The sequence below is a fragment of the Streptomyces sp. NPDC002867 genome, from assembly GCF_053591895.1.
This window is the reverse complement of sequence record NZ_JBSFUR010000019.1, coordinates 70,941-89,084: the sequence shown is the minus strand read 5'-3', so window position 1 is coordinate 89,084 and position 18,144 is coordinate 70,941. Positions and strand designations below refer to the sequence as shown.

Genomic DNA, 18,144 nt, shown 5'->3' with positions numbered 1-18,144 from the left:
CGTCCCGGGGCCGGACCTCGGGCCGTCCGCCGGTCCACCGCGGCCTGCCGTCGACCGCCCCCGGTGGCCCAGCGCCACCGGCCTGCTGTCCGCCCGACCGCCGTCACACGTCCTGATGCGGCCCAGCGTCCGCCGGCCTGCCCTGGCCCAGCGTCCGGACGACCTGCCGGGCCTACCGTCCGTCAGCCTGCGCCTCACCCCCGTTCAGGTGCCGGTCCGCGAAGGCGATCTCCAGGCGCACCTGCTTGATGCGCTCCTCCACCACGAGCGATCCGTGCCCCGCGTCGTACCGGTACACCTCGTGGACCGCGCCGCGGGCCGCGAGGCGGTCCACGTAGTTCTCCACCTGGCGGATCGGGCAGCGCGGATCGTTGACCCCCGCCGAGATGTAGACCGGCGCGCGGACCGCGTCGACGTACGTCAGCGGGGACGACGCCTCGAAACGCTCCGGCACCTCCTCCGGGGTGCCGCCCAGGAGTGTGCGGTCCATGGCCTTCAGGGCCTCCATCTCGTCGTGGTAGGCCGTGACGTAGTCCGCGACCGGCACCGCGGCCAGACCGACGGCCCAGGCGTCCGGCTGGGTGCCGAGCCCGAGCAGCGTCAGGTAACCGCCCCACGATCCGCCCGCGAGCACGAGCTTGTCCGGGTCGGCGAGACCCGAGGAGACCGCCCACTCGCGGACCGCCGCGATGTCCTCCAGCTCGATCAGCCCCACACGGTGCCTGAGCGCGTCCGTCCACTCCCTCCCGTAGCCGGTCGAGCCGCGGTAGTTGACGCGGACCACCGCGTACCCGTGGTCGATCCAGGCCGCCGGGCCCGCGGCGAAGGCGTCGCTGTCGTGCCAGGTCGGGCCGCCGTGGATCTCGAAGACCGTCGGCAGCGGGCCGCTCGCGCCGGCCGGCTTCTGGACCAGGGCGTGGATGCGGCCGCCGGGGCCCTCCACCCAGGCGTCCTCGACAGGGACCGAGGACGGCGCCTTCATCCCCGGCGGGTCGAGCACCACGCCACCCTTCGTCGAGCGGACCTGCGGCGCCCGGGCGGCGGACGACCACAGGTATTCGACGGTGCGGTCGGGGCGGGCGGTGGCGCCCGAGACCGAACCGGCGGGCGTCTCGATCCGCGTCAGCTCGTGCGCGGCGAGGTCGTAGCGCCACAGCTCGCCGCGCGCCTCGAAGTCGTGCGTGACGAGAAGGGCCGAGCCGTCCGGGTACCACTCGGCGTTCACATCGCCCGGGAGGTCGATCGCGAGGCCGGTCTGCTCACCGGTCATCACGTCCCAGATCATCGGCTCCCAGCGTCCCCGCCGCTGGTGACCGACGAGCAGCCGGGTGTCGCCGTCGACCGGTGCGAAGCCGAGCACCTCGAGGCCGAGCTCCGCCGTGCCGTTCTCGGTGTCGTCGAGCTCCGCCACCACTTCGCCGTCCAGCTTCAGCACCCGCAGCGCGGAGTGCATCGCGTCCCCGTGCTCGGTGTGCTCGATGGCGAGGAGCGTCCCGTCGTGGGAGAGGTCGCCGACGCCCGCCGACTCCCGGTGCCGGTAGATCTCCACGTGCTCCGTGCCCGGCCGCACGACGTGGACGGTCGAGCCGTCCTCGTCCGTCGAGCGGCCGATCACGGCGGTGCCGTCGCGGCCTATGGCGAGCCCGGCCGCATAGGAGGGCTCAAGACCGGGCGCGGCGGGCACGTCCTCCCCGCCGCCGAACGGCTGCCGCATCCAGACCCCGAACTCGTCGCCGTCGGTGTCCGAGAACCACCAGACGGCCTCGCCGTCCGGCGTGAGCACGCCGTCGGTGGTGCCGTTCGGCCGGTCGGTGACCTGCCGCTGGGTGCCCGTGGCGCGGTCCCACGCATACAGCTCGTACGTCCCCGTCGCGTTGGAGACGAAAAGGGAGCGGTCGGGGGCGTCCTCGGCCCAGTCGGGGAGAGAGACACGGGGCGCCCGGAAGCGCTTCTCCCAGTCGGGCATGCCGGGCATGTCGGGTGTACTGAGTGCGTCGTCCATGCACCCATCAAACCGGAAACCGCCGACACTCTCCTCAGCCTGTGGACAACTTCTGTGCGTACCTGACAATCAAGTCGGCCGATCCCGAGGGGATCACCCTCGCCGCCCACCGGAACCTCCCCGCCCGGCTGGTGTCACGCCGCTGCCGAAGGGGCAGCGGCCGCGCACGGCTTCACTCCGGCCCGACCGGCGGCGCGGCGTGGCGGGTGCGGGCCGCCCCACCGTTCCGGGCAGGAAGCGTCTCAGGCCGCGGTCGAGCGGTCGACGCCGGGCCGTTCGCCGAACGGCGCGTACGGGGTGACCCAGAAGAACTCGCCCGCCTCGTCGTACGCGTAGAGGAGCCCGGTCGCGCCCGGAGTCAGCGGCTCCTCGACGGTGCCGGTCTCCTTCCCGTTCCGGGGGCCGAGCTGTCTGACCTGTACGACGGCGGTGGAGCCGTCATGTGCGGTGACCTCCGCCTGGCCGATGCGCGTGTCCACCCGTCCGGTGCGGACGGTGCACGTCATGCCGACGAAGTCCTGCCGAGACGGCCCGGGTTCGTCGGGGAAGAGCTTCGCCAGCACCCCGACCAGCCGTCGCGTGACGGCCCAGGCGACCAGCGCGGCGGCGGCGAGGACCGCGCAGGCGAGGGCGGCGTACGGGACGCCGGTCAGGCCGGAGCGGCGCAGCGGCACCGAGCCGGCGAGGCTGGTGCACCATGCGACAGCGACCAGCAGGGACACGACGACGGCGACCGGCACGCCGCCGAGCCCGGCGACGCCGCCCGGGAGCTCCACGTCGGAGTCGAACATGTCGTGAGCGGCGGCTCGGCACAGCACCAGCACCCAGAAGGCGACGACCACGACGAGAGCGGCGCTGAAGAACACGGTGGGAAAGGCGACCGCGGCCGCGACGAACTCGTTCACCGGCGCGACCCCGTTCGCCCGTTGCCGATTCACAGCATCCGGCGCATCCCTCGGCTCCGGCGCGACCCCATGGTGACAGCATCGCGAGCTTGCTCGCATTTCCGGATTCCGGCAGTCTTGACGCGTTCCTGATGCCGGGCCGCCGGAGGCGAGCCCTCCGCCGCACGCGCAGGAGCGGCGCGTGCGGTACGGCGTGGGGGAGAGGGCCGCAGCGGGAGGCCCTGGGCAGGACAACGCCGAGCGGGGGGAGCCGACTTGGGCACGACGGAGACACCGGACGCGTACGTCGCCGGGTACGCCGAGATTCTTGCGGAGGTCGGCCGGACCGGACGCCGGCTCACCCGCGACGAACTCGACGGACGGCGCGCCCTCGGTGAACAGGCCGCGGAGGCCGGACACGGTCTGCGACCGCTGGTCATCCAGTACTTGGCGAAGACGCGCACCGCCTGGCCCTCGACCACGTCGCCCGAAAGCGTGCTGGCCGCGGTCGAGCAGGCGGTCGACGCGTTCGCGGGCGGGTACGAGCGGGCGCAGCGGCTGGCCGTGCGCAAAGAGGAGGCGGCCCGGCGGGAGTTCGTCGACGACCTGCTGTACGGGCGCAGCGACCCGGGCCGGCTGGCGCAGCGTGCCGAGCGGTTCGGGCTGCGGCTCGCCCACGCGCACGCGGTCGGCGTCGCCGAGGCTCCCGAGGCCTATGACGACACGCACCCGGTGACCCGCACGGTCGAGGCGGCGCTCCTCAGCCGCTTCGGAGACCGCCGGATCCTGCTGACCACAAAGGAGGGACGGCTGATCTGCGTCGTCCCCGCCGACCAGGAGGAGGTCGTGCGGTACTTCGCCAAGCAGGCGTACGCGGCGACCGGCGGCGGCCGGGCGGCGATCGGCCGCCCCCACCAAGGGGCGGGCGGTGTCGTCCGCTCGTACGAGGAGGCCCTGAACGCCCTCGACCTCGCCGACCGCATCGGACTCGACGAACCTGTACTGCACGCCGCCGACCTGCTGGTCTTCCCCGTACTCGCGCGCGACCGGGAGGCGATGGCCGACCTCGTGCGCAGCGCCCTGGGGCCGTTGCAGCAGGCCAGGGGAGGAGCGCAGCCTCTGCTGGACACGCTGCACGCCTACTTCGACGCCGGATGCGTGGCGGCGCAGGCCGCCCGCCGGCTGAACCTGAGCGTCCGCGCGCTCACCTACCGGCTGCAGCGCATCCACCGGCTGACCGGCTCCGACCCCACGGACCCGGTGCACCGGTACACGTTGCAGACGGCGGCGATCGGCGCGCGCCTGCTGGACTGGCCGGCGAAGGACCTCTGAGCGCGCCCTCGATCGAGGGGCGCATCGGGCCTCGGATTCCTGCGGGCGGCCCGGGCGCGCCGCCGCCCCGGCCCTAGAGTGTTCCCGGACGGCGCACGGCGGCTGCCGCCGCATAGCCCGGGTCGGCGGGCAGGTCGGCGATCAGCCAGAGGTCCTGGGCGGCCGGTCGGGCACCGCTGCCCACGTAGGCGAGCGCCACGTCCTCGCTCAGACCGACGCCCATCGCTTTGAGCATCGCCTCCTTGCGCGTCCAGCAGCGGGCGAACGCGGTGGTCCGGTCCCCCGCGGGAAGCGCTGCCAGCTCCGCACGCTCATGGGGGTGCAGCTGGGTCGCGACGTCCTCGGCGGTCCCGGCCGACGGCAGGATCTCGACATCGATGCCCACGGGGACGGAGGCGAGCGCGATCATCACCATGCCGCTGGTGTGCGACAAGGAGAAGTGGACAGCCCTGCCCGGGACATAGGGACGGCCGTGCGGCCCGCCGCAGTGCGCGCACGGCTCCCGCACGATCGACACGTCCTGCGGCGCCTGCCCCAACCGCTGTCCGAGCAGCCGACGCAGCGTCACGTGCGCGACGGCAAAGGCGTCCCGGTCCTCAGGGCGCCGGAACACCGCGAGGCGCGCGGCCTCCTCGGCGTCCAGCATGTGCGCGAGTGCCACGGCCTCCTGCGCGTGCTCGGGCACCCGGCCGGACCACACCAAGTCCAGCCCGGGCAACGGCTGCGCTATGTCCCCGGCCATCACGTCCTCCGCATCGGTCGCACGGTGCACCGGCTGTGACCGTACTGCACCGAGCGCCGCACCCCCTACGCCTGGGCCCGGAGCACACGGCCCGGGCCTCCGCCGACGCGGGCGCCCAGAGCACACGGCCCGGGCCTCCGCCGACGCGTACGCGTACAGCGCTCCGTGCACCGCTGCGGCCGCGTACGCCGTCCCGGCGCGGGTGCGACCCATGGCGCGGGCCGCACTCCGAACGCCGGAGCAGCTCAGAACGACTCAGGACGACTCAGGGCGATAAAGGACGGCTCGGAGCCCAGCAGGCTCAGATGCTGACGCCGAAGTCCTGAGCGATGCCGCGCAGTCCGGAGGCGTACCCCTGGCCGACGGCGCGGAACTTCCACTCCGCGCCGTTGCGGTACAGCTCGCCGAAGACCATCGCGGTCTCCGTGGAGGCGTCCTCGCTCAGGTCGTAGCGCGCCAGCTCGGCACCGCCCGCCTGGTTGACGACGCGGATGAAGGCGTTGCGCACCTGGCCGAAGGACTGGCCGCGGCTCTCTCCCTCGTGGATCGAGACCGGGAACACGATCTTGTCGACCTCGGCGGCCACGCCCGCCAGATCGACCTTGATCTGCTCGTCGTCGCCCTCGCCCTGACCCGTGAGGTTGTCACCGGTGTGCTCGACGGAGCCGTCGGGGCTCTTGAGGTTGTTGAAGAAGACGAAGTGCTGGTCGGTCAGGACCTTGCCGTTCGCATCGACCAGCAGGGCGCTGGCGTCGAGGTCGAAGTCGGTCCCGGTGGTGGTGCGGACGTCCCAGCCGAGACCCACGATGACCGCGGTCAGGCCCGGGGCCTCCTTGGTGAGCGAGACGTTGCCGCCCTTGGAAAGGCTGACACCCATGGAAATCCCCTGCGCAATCCGGCGCGGGCCGCGCCTCTTGACGATTTCTTTGCCCGACCGAACCAACGAGCGGACCCCCGAGCCGGTTCCCTTCCCCCGCAGAGGAACCCGCTCGGGTGACACGGCCCACCGCGTTGACGGCCGCGCGCCTTGTCGGCATACCCGGCGTGACGCCGTCGCGCGCCTACGGGCATGACCGTCGGTGACGCCTCGCGCGCCTGCGGAGAGGGTCCCTTCCCGACCTCGGCGATCAGCGCGGCACGGTGGTCACTTCCGTCGCCTTGACGCTCGTCCACACGGACACCCCGTCCGCGATCCCCAGTTCGGCGGCGGCCTGCGGGGTGATCTCGGCGACCAGGTCGGGCACCCGGTCCGAGACGATCAGAACGCGCAGCCGGCTGCCGGAGACGGTGATCTCGCGCACGGTGCCCGGCCAGACGTTCCGCGGGCTGCCCTCCGGCCTGTCCCGGTGCAGGGAGACGGCCTCCGGCGCGATGACCGCCAGCGCGTCGGTGCCGGCCGGCAGCGGTTCCGCGGCCACCAGCGTGCCGCCCCCGGCCAGGTCGAGCCCGTGGGCCGAGGCCGTGCCGGGCCACGCGTTGCGCCCCAGCATGCGGGCCACCCACGGCGAGCGCGGGTGCCGGGTGACCTCGGCCGGCGGCGCGTCCTGGAGGGCGCGGCCGCCGTCGAGCACGAGCACCCTGTCGGCGAGCGAGACGGCCTCCACGGGGTCGTGCGTGACGATCAGGCAGACGCCGCCGAAACCGTCGAGGTGCGTGCGCAGCGTGTGGCGCACACGGGCCCGGGCGGTCTGGTCGAGCGCGGCGAGCGGTTCGTCGAGGAGCAGCAGCCGGGGCCGCGCGGCCAGCGCACGGGCCAGCGCGACGCGCTGGGCCTGTCCGCCCGAGAGCTGCGCGGGCCTGCGGTGGGCGAGGTGCCCGACGCCGAGCCGGTCCAGCCACTGCTGGGCGCTGCGCCGCGCCTCGGCGCGGCGCACACCCTGGGCGCGCAGCCCGTAGGCGGTGTTGGCGAGCGCGTTCAGATGCGGGAACAGTGCGCCGTCCTGCGGCACCCAGGCGACACCGCGCCGGTGCGGGGGCAGCCGGGAGACCTCCTTGTCGCCGAGCCGCAGCGCGGCGTGCGAGCGGGCGGTGAGGCCGAGGAGGGCGCGCAACAGGGTGGTCTTTCCGGCGCCGTTGGGGCCGACGACGGCGATGGTGGTGCCGGGTTCGGCGTCCAGGGTGAGCCGGTTGAAGCCCGTGACGTCGGCGTGCAGTGCCCAGCCCTCCTGCGGAACGAGGAGGTCCGGATCGCCTCCGCCGGGCGTCGGAGCCTCCGGACCCGCTGCCTCCGCGCCGTGTGCGACAGGCGCGGGGGGCCGGTCGCCGCCGCGCGGGGTTCCCGCCCACCGGCCCCGCAGGGCCACGAGGACCACCATGGCGATGGCCAGCAGCAGGAGTGACACGGACGTCGCCGCGTCCGGCTGTTCCTGGAGCAGCAGATAGACCTGTAGGGGGAGGGTCTGCGTGGTCCCGGGCAGGTTCCCCGCGAAGGTGATCGTCGCGCCGAACTCGCCCAGTGCCCGGGCCCAGGTGAGGGCGGCACCGGCGACCAGCCCAGGCATCACCATCGGCAGCGTGACCGTGAAGAACACCCGTACCGGCGAGGCCCCCAGGGACGCGGCGGTCTCCTCGTAACGGGGCCGCAGACCGCCGAGCGCCCCTTCGAGGCTGATCACCAGGAACGGCATGGCGACGAACGTCGCCGCGAGCACCGCGCCCGAGGTGTGGAACGGCAGGGTGACGCCGAACGTGTCCTCCAGCCAGGGCCCGAGCAGGCCACGCCGCCCGAAGGCCAGCAGCAGCGCGACGCCGCCGACGGTCGGTGGCAGCACCATCGGGAGCAGAACCAGCGAGCGCACGAGAACCTTGCCGGGGAAGTCCACCCGGGCCAGCAGCCAGGCCAGTGGCACCCCCAGGACGAGCGACAGGCCGAGCGCCCAGAACGAGACCACCAGCGAGAGGCGCAGCGCCTCCGTGGTTCCGGGACTGGTCAGGTGACTGCCGAGCCTGCCCCACTCCGTACGGGCGAGTACGCCGACGAGCGGCAGCAGCAGAAGGGCGACGGCGAGCAGTGCGGGTACGGCGAGTGCGACCGGCGCGCCTGCCCGTGGTGCACGGCCACCCGCCACGTCGGGGCTGTCGCGGCCTTCCGCTTCGCTCGAAGTCCGGGGGCTGTGGCTGGGGCTCAGGGGGCGTTTCATCGGAGGTCCCTCGGTTCGCTGTGCGGACGTACGGCGACCGGTGGCCGGCCCGCGTCCGTCACCGAACCCGGTACGACGGCCGGATGCCCACCCGCGTCCTTCACGGCTGCTGGAACCCGGCGTCCCGGAAGAGCTTCTGCGCCTCGGCGGTGGCGAGCCACCGTACGAACGCGTCGGCCGCCTCCGCGTGCCGGGAGGTCTTCAGGGTGGCGGCCGGGTACCGCGCGATCGCGTTCTGCGCGTCGGGGATCTCGACCGAGTCGACCTTGTCGGTGGCGGTCGCGGCATCCGTCTTGTAGACGAGGCCCGCGTCCGCCTCGCCCAGCTCGACCTTGCCGAGGACGGCGCGGACGCTGGGCTCCTCCGAGACGGGTCGCACGGTCACGCCCTGGGCGTCGAGGATCTGCCGGCTGTACCGGCCGACCGGGACCTCGGGGGAGGCGAGGACCACCTTGACCGCCGGGCCCGCGAGGTCCTTCAACTCGGCGATCTTCTCCGGGTTGCCCTCCGCGGTGGCGATGACCAGCCGGTTCCTGGCGACGACCACGGGTTTGGCCGTCTCGTCCCTCAGCCCGTCCATGGTCCTGGTGTCGGCGGTGACCAGGACGTCGGCGGGTGCGCCCTGCCGCACCTGGGCAGCGAGCTCCTGGGACCCGGCGAAGGAGAAGGTGATCTCCGTGCCCGGACGAGTCTTCTCGTACGCGGCGCCGGCCTTCTCGAAGACGTCGGTGAGCGAGGACGCGGCAAGCACAGTGAGGTCGACGTCCTGCGCGTGCGAACCGGACCCGGAGCCGGTCGCACCCCGGTCCTGCCGGTCGCCGCCGCCACCGCAGGCGGCGAGCGGGCAGGTCAGGACGACGGCCGCGACGGCGGCAGCGGCACCGCGCCGTGTGGGGCGGAAGGCCAGGGACATGGCTGGGACTCCTTGCAGGGAGGCGGTCGGCGGTTGCCGCCCGGGCGGATGGTCGAAAGCCGCGCCGGTGACGGGCGACGCCGTTGGTCGGCGATCTGCGGCCCGTTCCGGTTGGGGGAGCGGGGCCGGCCGGTCAGGTGCGGTCGATGTGCACGCTGGTCGATTTCACCCGGGCGGTCGCCTCCACACCGACCTCCAGACCCAGCTCCTCGACCGCCTCCCGCGTGAGCAGGGACACCAGGCGGTGGGGCCCCGCCTGGATCTCCACCTGGGCCGCGACGTCGCCGAGCTTGACGGCGGTGACGATGCCGGGGAAAGCGTTGCGTGCCGAGGTGTACGAGCCCTCGTCCTCGTCGTTGCCGCTCTGCGCGAGCTCGACGGAGAAGGCGGCCAGATCGCGGCCGTCGATGAGACGGCGTCCGCCCTCGTCGCGATGGGTCGCGACCCGGCCGGCATCCGCCCAGCGGCGCGCGGTGTCGGGACTGACGCCGAGCAGACGAGCCGCCTGTCCGATGGTGTAGGACTGCATATGCGCCAGGATACGGCCATTCAGCTGGCACCTGCGAATATCTGGATCAATGTACATGGCATGTGCGAGACGCTTGTGCGATCGGCCGCTAGTCGAGGCCGATCAGGCTCGCGTAGACGACCACGTTGCCGAGGTAACCGGTGTCCTTGCTGTAACCGCCACCGCACGTGATGATCCGCAGTTGGGGCTGGGCGGTACTGCGGTAGACCTTCCGGCTCGGGAACTCGCTCTTGGAGTAGGCCTCGACGGCCTGGACGGCGAACCGCGCGATCCGCCCGTCACGGCGGACGACCTCGACCGTGCTGCCCCGGGTGACGGCACCCAGAGGGTAGAAAACCGCGCGGCCGGTGGGGGTGTCGACATGGCCGGCCACGACGGCCGTGCCGGACTCACCGGGGGCGGGGCCGTCGGCGTACCAGCCGGCGAGGTTGGGGTTGTCCGCCGGTGGCACTTCGAGCGCGCCGTCGGGGTCGAGCCCGAGCTCCATCATCGGGGTGTCCACGCCGATGGCGGGGATGCGCAATCTGATCGGGTCGGAAAGGGACCGCGAGCCGGTCGGGCCGTTGGGCGGCGCGGGACCGGCGGTCTGCCGGACGGGATCCGGTGACGCGCCGCCGGGAGAGGCAGAGGATCGCGGACCGGAGACGGCATGGGCCTGCGCGGCGGACGGCTGGGGAGCCGTTTCGCCGCGCAGGCCGGTGTACAGCAGAACGATGCCGGTGATCATGACGACGGCGAGGGTCTTCGTCGACACGAAGGGGGCGGGCCGTGTGTGTCCCATGACGGTCCGGGTTTCGGTAGGGGCGTAGGGCCGGGCCGACTGTTCAGGAGGCGATGCCGGCGAAGCGACGCCGCCGCATCGTCAACGCGCCGCCGGCCGCCGCGCCGGCGATCAGCAGGGAACCGACCGCGATCTGAGTGCCGTTCACCCCTTCGGCACCGCCGAATCCACCGCGCACCGCCCCCTCCGGGCGGCTGACGACCTGGAAGCTGGTCTCGACACGGGTTCGCGGGGGGCACTTGACCGTGATGGTGTACACACCGTCCTCGGCAGTCTCGGGAACCGTGAAATCGCCGACCAGTTCACCGCTGTCCTGACCCTCGGTCAGGTTGATCTGGCCACCGGCCTCCGCCTGCCCCTTGGCGTACGTGGCGTCCGGCCCGCAGACCTCCGTGCTGACCGTGATGGTCGAGCCGGGGAAGGCCCTCTGCGGGCTGACACTGACGTCGGACTCATCGGCCCCTGCCGCTGCCGCCGTGAGACCCAGGGCGCACAGGGTCAAGGCGCTGCAGGCGAGAATACGTGCGCTGCGCATTTCACCACCTTTCGACCGGCGCGGGGCAGGACGAACTGTCCCGACGAGAGTGCCGCGCTCCGTTGATAAGACAAGCAGCTCACGGCGTCCGACGACCGGTCCGAAACAAGCGGGTCGGCGCGCGCCGGATTCCCGTCGGGGACCTTTCCGCAGGTGGCGTGAGCCGCGATAGGCCCGACGGAGGAAAATCGCATCGGTGTGGCGATCGGGTGGCGACATGCTCCGCTCTATCCGAGCAGTCGTCGCGCAGATCGTCGCGCATACGAAACAGATCAGGCACCCACTCGACCGAGTAGATGCCTGATCTGGTGTTTCAGCTGTCGGGGTGGCGGGATTTGAACCCACGACCTCTTCGTCCCGAACGAAGCGCGCTGCCAAGCTGCGCTACACCCCGATGTCGCCCACTGTCCCGGCGACGTCGTTTACTTTAGCCCACCCGCGCCCTGAGACGAAATCCGGTTTTCCCCGGCCCCCGGGCGGCCCCCTCCGCAGGCCAGAGGGGCGGAGACACGGTCGCCTCCGGGGTCAGTCCCTCGGGGTCAGCGTCAGCAGCGTCGCCTCCGGGGGGCAGGCGAAGCGGACCGGGGTGTAGCGGTTCGTGCCGCAGCCCGCCGAGACGTGGAGGTAAGCGGTGCTGCCCTCCGCCGTGTGCGTGGACAGGCCCTTCACCCGGTCGGTGTCCAGGTCGCAGTTGGTGACCAGGGCGCCGTAGAACGGGATGCACAGCTGGCCGCCGTGGGTGTGGCCCGCCAGGATCAGCGGGTAGCCGTCGGACGTGAACGCGTCCAGGCTGCGCAGATAGGGGGCGTGCACCACCGCCAGCGACAGGTCGGCGTCCTTCTCCGGGCCCCCCGCGACCAGCTCGTACCGGTCGCGCTTGATGTGCGGGTCGTCCAGGCCCGTGAAGGCGATCTCGTAGCCCTCCAGCTTCAGGCGGCCCCGCGTGTTCGTCAGGTCCAGCCAGCCCGCCGCGTCGAAGCCGTCGCGCAGCTGCTCCCACGGGTTGTGGACCGCGCCGACCGCCGGGGCGTTGCCGTTCAGGCCGTGGCGGCCCTGGGCCTTCTCCAGGAGGTAGCGGGCGGGGTTGCGCAGCTTCGGGCCGTAGTAGTCGTTGGAGCCGAAGACGTACACGCCGGGGTACTCCATCAGCGGGCCGAGCGCGTCCATCACCTCCGGCACGCCCTCCGGGTCGGAGAGGTTGTCCCCGGTGTTCACGACGAAGTCGGGACGCAGGCCGGCCAGGGACTGCAGCCAGGCGCGCTTCTTGCGCTGGCCGCTCACCATGTGGACGTCGGAGACCTGGAGGACGCGCAGCGGCCGCATCCCGCGCGGCAGGACCGGCACGGTGATCCGGCGGAGCCGGAAGGAACGGGCTTCGAACCCGGCGGCGTAGGCGAGGCCGGCCGCACCGACTGCCGTGATTCCTGCGGTGATTTTCAAGGGCATCCCGTAGCGTGCGCGCATACGCCCATCGTTGCAGACCGTTCAGGACCTGGGGAGCGGCGGCCGGTCGCCGGCCGGGACGCTTGGGGCCGGCGACGTGCGCAGCGGCAGGGCGAAGAGGAGCCCGAGCGAGATCCAGACGTACGCGTTGCCTCCCAGGAAACCGTCGAGTCCGGACGAGTCCCTGCTCCACAGCCACACCACGCTGCTGCTCAGCACCACGGGCAGCGTCACGGACCAGGTCAGCAGCCGGCGGCGGTCCGGCCCGTCCGGCACGCGCAGGGTCGCGTCGGCCAGCACCACGAGGGCGGGGGCCAGCCAGACCAGGTGGTGGACCCAGGTGACGGGGCTGATGAGGCAGGCGAGGACGCCGGTCAGGGCGAAGGCCCCGGCGTGATCACGGGCGGCGTTCGCCCTGCGCACGCGTACGGCCCAGACGGCCAGCAGCGCGACGACCCCGAGCGCCCACACGGTCCGGCTCGGGTCGGCCGGGTCGGAGAGGCGCGCCACCAGGCCCTGCCAGGACTGGTTGGAGACGTACGCGAGCGCGCCGACGCGGTCGGTGTCCCACAGCGCCTCGGTCCAGTAGACGCGGGAGGCCTCCGGCGCCGCCCATGCGGCGACCCCGGTGGCCCCGAGCGCGACGGCCGTCGCCGTGGCGGCGGCGCGCGGCCGGCCGGTGAGGAGCAGGTGGAGGATGAAGACGGCCGGGGTGAGCTTGATCGCAGCGGCCAGGCCGGTGCCGATGCCCGCATACCGCGAGGCGCGGCCGCCGGCGAGCAGCCGGGCGTCGGCGAGCACGAACGCGAGCAGGATCAGGTTGACCTGGCCGAAGCTGACGGTGTCGCGGACCGGTTCCAGCAGGGCGAAGGCGCAGCCCGCGAGGGCCAGGGCGTACCAGGGCGTCCAGCCCTCCCGGCGGATGAGGGGGCCGGCGGTCCAGTGCAGGATCACGGCCGCGGCGGCCGCGTTGAACAGCACGCTCAGCGCCACGGCGCTCTGCCAGCCGGTCAGCGTCATCGGCAGCATGCACACCGCCGCGAAGGGCGGATACGTGAAGCCGTAGTGCGTGCCCGGAACCAGGTAGTCGTAGAGAGCGCCGCCGTCCGTCCAGTGGTGCACGGCCCCGTAGTAGACGCCCAGGTCGAACCAGTCACGGTGCAGTGGGACCGTCGCGAGGAACAGCAGGACGGCGGCGGCCAGTCCCGCGACCAGGAGCAGCCGCCCGCGCGTGGTCACCGGCCATTGCCAGGCGCTCTCCGTCGTCTCCAGTTGTGTCATGCCGTACTCCCAACAGGCCGGTGGGCGAACCGATGTGCGCCCCACAGCGCCGTCAGCGCGAGCAGCCCGCCGCCGACGGCGAGCGCCAACTGCGTGGCGTCGGGGGCGAATCCGCTCGGCGGCACGGCCAGAGCGAGGACTCCGCTGGCGGCGGCGGCCGCCCGGCGCAGCGGCCTTCCGGGGCCGGCGGCGGCGATCAGGAACAGGCCCCACAGCACGTACCAGGGCCGTATCGCGGGCCCGAGGAGGGCCACGGCCGTCAGACTGATGCCCAGTGCGTGGACCGGGCGCAGCAGATGATGGCGGCGCCAGGCGAGCAGGACGGCCAGGGCCGTGGCCGCGAGGCCGAGCAGGTGCCAGGCGGGTACCGCATGGCGGGCAAGGTCCGCGAGCCCGCTGCCCGCGTCGGTCAGCACCGCGGTGGTCATCCGGCCGAGGGTCGAGGTCAGGGACCAGTTCTCCGGGGACACAGGGGTGTCGAGCGCGGCGAGCCAGCCGTATCCGGTGCCGACGAGCGCGGTGGTCACCGCGGTGGTGGCCGCGCACACGCACAGCGCCGCGAGGGCGGAGGACAGCCACGGCGCGCGGGCCCAGGGCGGCTGCCGGGCCCACAGCACGACCACGGCGACCAGCCCGAGCGCGGCCGGGGCCTTCACCAGGGCGGCGAGGGTGATCAGGACGACCGCCGCGACCGGCCTGCGGCCGAGGGCGGTGACCAGTCCGGCGCCCAGCAGTCCGATCATGACGGCGTCGTTGTGTGCGCCGCCGACGAGATGCAGCAGCACCAGCGGGTTGAGCGCGCCGAGCCAGAGCGCGACGGACGGATCGGTTCCGCAGTACCGGGCCAGGCGCGGCAGGCACAGCGCCATCAGGGCCACCCCGAGCAGCGCGACCAGGCGCATGCCGAGCACACCGCCGGTCAGCCGGTCCGCCGAGAACGTGCCGAAGTCCGCGGACCCCGCTATGGCCGAGGCGAGGGCCAGGAAGACCGGGCCGTACGGGGCCGGGGTGTCCCGCCACAGCGGTGCCACCTCGGCCGTGAGCGGACCGCCGAGGCGGGAGGGGCCGTGGGCGTACACGTCGAGCCGTGCGTCGACCATCGCGCCCTGAGCCAGGTAGCTGTAGACGTCCCTGCTGAACAGGGGCGGCGCCACCACGAGCGGTGCCGCCCACAGCACGAGCGTGACCAGCAGGTCGCGCCGCCCGGGCGGCCGTGGTCCGCGCACCGCCCGGCCCACCAGGGCCCATGCCGCTATCAGGACGACGAGCCCGAAGTACGCGCCGACCAGGCCGAGTGCGGCCGCCCCCGAGTCCGGAGCGAGCACCTCCCGCACGGGCAGTGCTCCGGCGCCCACGCCGCCCGCCGCGAGCGCCGTCGAGCCGATGAGCCCGAGCAGCTGACAGTGGTGGAAGTCGACGGCTCGGCCGACGGGGAGACGGAGGGACGACACCAGCGCAGGCTGTCAACGGACGGTGTCCGGGAGGCGACGTCCCGGTCGACCGGCAGGGGCCGTCGTGTGTCCGCGGCCTTACGAGTCCCCGCCGCGTGCGCCCATCCCGTCGGCGCACGCCGTGCACGGGCCCGGTGTGCCCCGGCCGGCCGGGCGGGGGCCAAGAGCACCACCCGGCGGCGCCGACCGGTGCGCGTCGCACGAAATGCGCGGGCGCACCCCCTCCCGTACCTGCGACACTTGAGCGCATGACCACGCTCAAGTCCAAGCTGCAGGAAGACCTCACCGAGGCGATCAGGGCGCGCGACGAACTGCGCTCCTCCACGCTCCGGCTGACCCTCGCCGCGATCACGAAGGAGGAGGTCTCGGGCAAGACGGCCCGCGAGCTCTCCGACGACGAGGTGCAGAAGGTGATCGCCAAGGAGGCGAAGAAGCGCCGCGAGGCCGCCGACGCCTTCGCGCAGGGCGGTCGTGCCGAGCAGGCCGAGCGCGAGAAGGCCGAGGGCGTGATCCTCGACGCCTACCTGCCGCAGCAGCTGACGGACGACGAGCTCCACCAGATCGTGGCGCAGGCCGTCGAGGAGGCCAGGGCGGGCGGCGCCGAGGGCCCGCGCGCCATGGGCGCCGTCATGAAGATCGTGAATCCGAAGGTGGCGGGCCGCGCCGAGGGCGGCCGCGTGGCGGCCGCCGTGAAGCAGCTGCTCGCGGGCTGAGCGCGCACGGCATACGGCACGGCGAAGGGGGACCCGGTCACCGGGTCCCCCTTCGCCGTGACTGCCGGGCGCCTACGGCCAGTTGCCGCCGTTGCCGTTGCCGCCGTTGCCCTGACCGCGGTTGTCGCCGCCGCCGATCAGGTCCGGCGGGATGCTGATGCCGGGGATGGGCCCGTTGTCGCCGGGCCTGTTCTCGTCACGGTCGCGGCCCTTGTCCTTGTCCTCCTTCTCCTTCCCGCGCGGGACGGAGACGGGGTTGAACACGGGGGTCTCGGCGGCGTCCAGTGCCCCGGTCATCGCGATCTTCCAGATCGGACCGGGCAGGCAGCCGCCGCAGACCTTGTCGTAGTACTGGCCGCCAATGGTGATCTTGTACATCGACGTCTTCTCGCCGACGTCGTCGCCGACCCACACCGCCGTGGACAGGTTGGGCGTGTAGCCCACGAACCAGGCGTCCTTGCGGTCGTTGGTCGTGCCGGTCTTGCCCGCGTTGTCGCGGTCCTGGAGGCCGGCCTGCGTACCGGTGCCGTCCTCGACCACGCCCTTGAGCATCTGGTTGATCGTGTCCGCGGTCTTCTGGTTCATCACCTGCGAGCACTCGGAGCCCGGCACCTTGATCCGCTTGCCGTTGGCGTCCGTCACGGACTCGATGGCGACCGGCGTGCAGTACGTGCCGCGGTTGGCGAACGTGGCGTACACCGACGCCATGTCCAGCGGAGTGCTCTCCTGGCCGCCGAGGGTGATGGACGGGAGCTCCTGCAGCTTCTTGCCCAGCTCGCGCTCGTAGCCCATCTTCTTCGCCATCTCGACCGTCTCGCACAGACCGGTCATCTGCTCGAGGTGGGCGAAGTAGGTGTTGATGGACTTGCCGAGGGCGCTGGTCATGTCCCAGGAGCCGGCCTCGGACTGCAGCTCGTTCTGCAGGGGCCACTGGCCGCCGCCGGACGGGCCGCCCGCGCAGGTCCGGAAGGAGTCCATCGGCAGCGAGATCTTCCACGGCGTCGCGAACGACTGGGCCGGGCTGATGCCCTTCTCCAGTGCCGCGGCCGCCGTGATCGGCTTGAAGGTCGAACCGACCTGGAAGCCGTACGTCGTGCCGCCCATCTTGCTGCCGACCGAGAGGTTGAGCACCGTCTCGTGCTGCTTCTGGTCCAGGCCGTACGGGCGGGACTGGCCCATCGACAGGATCCTGCCCGTGCCGGGTTGGACCTGCACCACGGCCGCGGCGACCTTGTCCGTCTTGTTGACCTTCGCCGTGGCGGCCTGGTTCGCGGCGGCCTGCGCACGCGGGCTCAGTGTCGTGCGGATGGTGAGGCCGCCCAGGTTCCAGAGCTTCGAGCGCTCCTCGTCCGTCTTCCCGAAGGCGGGGTTGTTGAGGATCGTCTTGCGCACGTAGTCGCAGAAGAAGCCCGCGCCGTTCACGGCGGTGATGCACCCGTTGTCCGGCTTGCTGAGGGCCAGCTCGATCGGCGCGGCCTTGGCCCTGTCCGCCTCCTCCTGGGAGATGTCGCGGGTGTCGGCCATGCGCTGGAGCACGATGTTGCGGCGCTTGGTGGCCTCTTCGGTGTCGTTGACCGGGTCGTAGCGGCTCGGCGACTGGACGATGCCGGCCAGCATCGCCGCCTCCTCCAGCTTCAGGTCCTTGGCGGACTTGGAGAAGTAGCGCTGAGAGGCGGCCTCGACGCCGTACGCCTGCTGACCGAAGAAGGTGATGTTGAGATAGTTCTCGAGGATCTTCTTCTTGCCCAGCTCCTCCTCGACCTGGATCGCGTACTTCAGTTCGCGGATCTTGCGGCCGATGGTCTGCTGGGTGGCCTGGGCGACCTTGTCGGGGTCGTCGCCGGCCTCCTCGACGAAGACGTTCTTCACGTACTGCTGGGTGAGCGTGGAGGCACCCTCGGACACGCCCCCGGACTGCGCGTTCTTGTTGAGCGCGCGCAGCACGCCCTTGAGGTCGACCGCGCCGTGGTCGTAGAAGCGGGCGTCCTCGATCGCGATGATCGCCTTCTGCATGTACGGCGAGATGTCCTTGAGGGGCACCACCGTGCGGTCGCGCGAGTAGACCGTGGCGATCTTGCCGCCCTCGGAGTCCAGGATGGTGGTGCGCTGACTCAGGGGCGGTGTCTTGAGGTTGGCCGGGATCTCGTCGAATCCCTCGACCGTGCCCTTGGCCGCGAGTCCCAGCGCACCGGCGGCGGGCAGGGCGATGCCCGCCAGCACCGCTCCGGAGAGCACACTGACACCGAGGAACTTGGCGGCCTGCTGGGTCCCGGTCAGACCGCCGCCCGAGCGCTTCTTTGGCATGAGGGCAGCCTACGTTCTCATTTGCCGGACAGGCGTAAAGGCATTGGCCTAAGCTGCTCTCAACTGTCACGGCAGTGCGGTCTCGCATCAAGTA

At 72.3% G+C, this 18,144-nt stretch carries 15 protein-coding genes and 1 tRNA gene; 2 read left to right on the top strand and 14 right to left on the bottom strand.

Going from position 1 to position 18,144, the window contains the following annotated elements:
• Nucleotides 1-172 precede the first annotated feature (172 nt).
• Together ACWD0A_RS19815 and ACWD0A_RS19810 are read right to left on the bottom strand one after the other, a co-directional pair.
• Nucleotides 173-2,002, bottom strand: a complete 1,830-nt coding sequence (locus tag ACWD0A_RS19815; protein WP_451299776.1) for a S9 family peptidase — start codon at nt 2,000-2,002, stop codon at nt 173-175.
• Between the two features lie 242 nt (nt 2,003-2,244).
• Nucleotides 2,245-2,907 carry a hypothetical protein gene (locus ACWD0A_RS19810; protein ID WP_451299774.1) on the bottom strand — a complete coding sequence of 221 codons (663 nt, stop codon included), beginning with the start codon at nt 2,905-2,907 and terminating at the stop codon, nt 2,245-2,247.
• A gap of 255 nt (nt 2,908-3,162) precedes the next feature.
• On the opposite strand from ACWD0A_RS19810, the gene ACWD0A_RS19805 reads away from it, so the two are divergent.
• On the top strand, nt 3,163-4,218 hold the full coding sequence (locus ACWD0A_RS19805) for a PucR family transcriptional regulator (protein ID WP_451299772.1): 1,056 nt from the start codon (nt 3,163-3,165) through the stop codon (nt 4,216-4,218).
• A gap of 73 nt (nt 4,219-4,291) precedes the next feature.
• Here the strand turns inward: ACWD0A_RS19805 and ACWD0A_RS19800 are convergent, their stop codons facing one another.
• From ACWD0A_RS19800 to mptB, 11 genes are all read right to left on the bottom strand, one after another.
• On the bottom strand, nt 4,292-4,990 hold the full coding sequence (locus tag ACWD0A_RS19800; RefSeq protein ID WP_451299770.1) for a 4'-phosphopantetheinyl transferase family protein: 699 nt from the start codon (nt 4,988-4,990) through the stop codon (nt 4,292-4,294).
• A gap of 271 nt (nt 4,991-5,261) precedes the next feature.
• The gene (locus ACWD0A_RS19795) at nt 5,262-5,837 is read right to left on the bottom strand and encodes a TerD family protein (RefSeq protein WP_307714331.1); all 576 of its coding nucleotides are present in this window, start codon (nt 5,835-5,837) and stop codon (nt 5,262-5,264) included.
• Between the two features lie 250 nt (nt 5,838-6,087).
• Nucleotides 6,088-8,100 (bottom strand): ABC transporter permease, encoded by a 2,013-nt coding sequence (locus tag ACWD0A_RS19790; RefSeq protein WP_451299768.1) that lies wholly within the window; start codon nt 8,098-8,100, stop codon nt 6,088-6,090.
• Nucleotides 8,101-8,200: 100 nt separating this feature from the next.
• The gene (modA, locus tag ACWD0A_RS19785; RefSeq protein WP_451299766.1) at nt 8,201-9,013 is read right to left on the bottom strand and encodes a molybdate ABC transporter substrate-binding protein; all 813 of its coding nucleotides are present in this window, start codon (nt 9,011-9,013) and stop codon (nt 8,201-8,203) included.
• A 133-nt stretch (nt 9,014-9,146) separates the two neighbouring features.
• Nucleotides 9,147-9,542 carry a TOBE domain-containing protein gene (locus ACWD0A_RS19780; RefSeq protein WP_307714328.1) on the bottom strand — a complete coding sequence of 132 codons (396 nt, stop codon included), beginning with the start codon at nt 9,540-9,542 and terminating at the stop codon, nt 9,147-9,149.
• An 88-nt stretch (nt 9,543-9,630) separates the two neighbouring features.
• Nucleotides 9,631-10,323 carry a class F sortase gene (locus ACWD0A_RS19775; RefSeq protein WP_451299764.1) on the bottom strand — a complete coding sequence of 231 codons (693 nt, stop codon included), beginning with the start codon at nt 10,321-10,323 and terminating at the stop codon, nt 9,631-9,633.
• Nucleotides 10,324-10,366: 43 nt separating this feature from the next.
• Nucleotides 10,367-10,858 carry a hypothetical protein gene (locus ACWD0A_RS19770; RefSeq protein ID WP_451299762.1) on the bottom strand — a complete coding sequence of 164 codons (492 nt, stop codon included), beginning with the start codon at nt 10,856-10,858 and terminating at the stop codon, nt 10,367-10,369.
• 320 nt (nt 10,859-11,178) lie between these two features.
• A tRNA-Pro gene (locus tag ACWD0A_RS19765) sits at nt 11,179-11,252 on the bottom strand.
• 131 nt (nt 11,253-11,383) lie between these two features.
• Nucleotides 11,384-12,322 (bottom strand): metallophosphoesterase, encoded by a 939-nt coding sequence (locus tag ACWD0A_RS19760; RefSeq protein ID WP_451299760.1) that lies wholly within the window; start codon nt 12,320-12,322, stop codon nt 11,384-11,386.
• A gap of 21 nt (nt 12,323-12,343) precedes the next feature.
• Complete coding sequence (locus ACWD0A_RS19755; RefSeq protein ID WP_451299758.1) at nt 12,344-13,582, bottom strand: glycosyltransferase 87 family protein; 1,239 nt, start codon at nt 13,580-13,582, stop codon at nt 12,344-12,346.
• Nucleotides 13,579-15,033 (bottom strand): polyprenol phosphomannose-dependent alpha 1,6 mannosyltransferase MptB, encoded by a 1,455-nt coding sequence (gene mptB / locus ACWD0A_RS19750; RefSeq protein ID WP_451299756.1) that lies wholly within the window; start codon nt 15,031-15,033, stop codon nt 13,579-13,581. Before mptB ends, ACWD0A_RS19755 begins: the two co-directional genes overlap by 4 nt.
• A 248-nt stretch (nt 15,034-15,281) precedes the next feature.
• Between mptB and ACWD0A_RS19745 the strand changes: the two genes are divergently transcribed.
• Nucleotides 15,282-15,746 carry a GatB/YqeY domain-containing protein gene (locus ACWD0A_RS19745; RefSeq protein ID WP_307714280.1) on the top strand — a complete coding sequence of 155 codons (465 nt, stop codon included), beginning with the start codon at nt 15,282-15,284 and terminating at the stop codon, nt 15,744-15,746.
• 72 nt (nt 15,747-15,818) lie between these two features.
• Here the strand turns inward: ACWD0A_RS19745 and ACWD0A_RS19740 are convergent, their stop codons facing one another.
• Nucleotides 15,819-18,050: a transglycosylase domain-containing protein gene (locus ACWD0A_RS19740; protein ID WP_451299754.1), complete on the bottom strand. Its 2,232-nt coding sequence runs from the start codon at nt 18,048-18,050 to the stop codon at nt 15,819-15,821.
• Nucleotides 18,051-18,144: the final 94 nt, after the last annotated feature.